This is a genomic window from Photorhabdus temperata, assembly GCF_025384845.1.
GTDB classification, from domain to species: Bacteria; Pseudomonadota; Gammaproteobacteria; order Enterobacterales; family Enterobacteriaceae; genus Photorhabdus; species Photorhabdus temperata.
This window is the reverse complement of the sequence record NZ_JAJAFX010000143.1, coordinates 1-2,428: the sequence shown is the minus strand read 5'-3', so window position 1 is coordinate 2,428 and position 2,428 is coordinate 1. Positions and strand designations below refer to the sequence as shown.

At 51.4% G+C, this 2,428-nt stretch carries 2 protein-coding genes; both read right to left on the bottom strand.

Annotated features, from left to right (window positions below; genetic code table 11):
• A partial coding sequence (locus LGZ99_RS24005; RefSeq protein WP_262979808.1) for a VRR-NUC domain-containing protein occupies window positions 1–1,046 on the bottom strand: 1,046 nt, incomplete at its 3' end.
• A gap of 2 nt (window positions 1,047–1,048) precedes the next feature.
• On the bottom strand, window positions 1,049–2,428 hold a 1,380-nt coding region (gene tssI / locus LGZ99_RS24000; RefSeq protein WP_262979807.1), incomplete at its 5' end, for a type VI secretion system tip protein TssI/VgrG.

The window sequence follows — 2,428 nt, the reverse complement described above, 5'->3', positions numbered from 1 at the left end:
GTTTGTTCATTAACCCAGGAAAACGCGTAGCTGACCTGATGGCTTATCGGGTCAACAATTTCTTCACACACCCACTTGCCGGCTTGATTGAGCCACGCATCAAACTGGGCAAGGAGCTCCCGGGTACTGTCGCGGACATAATTCAATCCATTTTCGGCCAGACCAGCCACCTCCTGCCCGAGGACAACCCAGTCTTCATAGCTGGGTAAAAAAGACCAGGGAGAAGTGCTGAGAAGCGGGAGTTTTTTTGTCAGCGGCTGAGGAATGGTCCCCGGCACACCCTCTTCGGGCGGGATGGGTAAAGCTTCATCATCAGGAGGAGAACCGGGCCGCAGCGGGGCCAGCGGTATCGGATTTTTATAGTGTTGTGAGCCGGGTTGGTAATGTTTTCGCCATGCCTCATCATACTGTTTTTGCTCTTCTGTGCGGCTATCATCGACACGCATCACACCAAAACGGTCTTCGGTTGCAATCTGAATGTAATCAGTTTGTTGCCCTTTACTGAGGGAATCCCCCGGAAATTTAACCTCAATCAACATTTTCAGATTATCAGGGTGCACAGAACCATCGAAGTAGGTGGCATTTCTGCCCGGCCAACGGAGTGCTTCATCCTTAACCAGAATAATATCGGGGCGGCGAATACGTTTAACACCAAATTTCTCCCCGTCGTCGACAGAAGGCCGGGCAAACGGATTACTGGATTGTGGTAAATTATCACCATAATGTTGCTTCGAGACTTGACTGGTTGCCAGCATGGGGAGAGGAACATCCTTCTTCCCTCGGATAGCAAACACCACTTCCGCTTTATAGGGCCACAGGAAGTCATGTTTAAGCTCCTCAACCTTAATCAATCCACTCATAATGACTTGATTAAGAAAGCGAATAGCCCCCAGTTTGGTGATAATCATTGCCGGCAGACGCAGGGCGTATTCAGCTTTTCTCGCCAGATAACAGGGATCTTCATCGGCGGGAAAGACGCCGATTTCCATCGTGCAGGTGATTGATGTGACGGCAGGGCACATCTTGCCGCTGTTGGATATTGCCATACTTACTCCTCCATAAATTCCATAACATACTCTACGGGCGCGTTATCACTGACCTCGTATACGGTTTTCTTCGGCTTGGGTGTTGCTTGCGGTGAATTCAGTTGCAGATTTTCCTCTGCCGCACTCTGCACGGTCATCGTTCTGCCCAGCACGTCAGTTTTACCCGGGATGACCTGACCATCGCCAGTGGTGATGGTATAGCGGGTATTCACCAGCGGTTTATCGCTTTGCTCACTTCGCAGGGTATAGCGGGCTGAATAATCAAACAGCGCACCGGCGGATTTCTTGCCGGTGATGTGGTCGGTCATAGTGATGCTGACGCCCTCAATACGGATATTCCCCATGGGATCAATGACTATCTGTCCGCCTGCGTTCCCAATGGTGATTTGCCCGCGGTCAGAGTGCAGCGAGATATGTTTACCCACGGTAATTTGCTGGTTATCGGCGACGTTCAATTGATGACTTTTACTAATGGAAATGGCTTGCTGACCTTTAATGGTCACCGTTTGATTTTGACCGACTTCCAGCGTCTGGCAGCCCTGCACGGCTTCGTCATCATCGTTTTTAATTATCGCAGTGCGGTTATGCTCAACGTCTGTTTTCTGGTCATGGCCTATCTGCGTGGTTTTATCCCAGAGAATCTGGGTTTTCATATCCCGCTGAGCATGAATAAACACTTCCTCGCTGCCTTTGGCATCCTCAAAGCGCAGTTCATTAAATCCCTGGCCCCGGTGAGTTCGGGTTTTAAAGGTGGTACGGGTCTTCTCCACCGGTAAATCAAGTGGCGGGCGGTTGAGGCCGTTGTAGGTACAGCCCGTCACAATCGGGCGGTCAATATCGCCATTCAGATAGCTGACTATCACCTCCTGCCCGACGCGGGGTATCGCCATAAAACCGAAACCGTTGCCGTTCCAGCCCTGTGCGACCCGCACCCAGCAGGAAGCGAGGTCGTCCGCTTCATCGTAACGGTTCCAATGGAAGTGGATACGTATCTCGCCGTGTTCGTTCACATAAATCTCTTCGCTGCCCGCCCCGACCACCGTGGCGACTTCATCACCGTCCGCCAGCGGTTTGTAGCGGTAAGGTGGCCGCCAATCCTGTCGCCCTGGAATAAAGGTGACATCGTTTGTCAGTGTTGTTCCTTCACCACCGTCGTTTGAGGCGATAGGCTGCCGCCCATAATGAGTGACAGACAGCACCTGCCAGCGGTCATTCATCGCTTCTATTGGATGGGATTGCAGCGTAAAAATTTTGCCCGGACGAAGCCGGATACAGTTGGTTTGAGCTGTGCCGACTTTGCTGTAGTTTTGTAACTGCTCTAACCGCAGTTGGGTAAAAGGTTTTCCTTCCGCATCCCACTGAAAACGCCCGTAGCTTTCAAA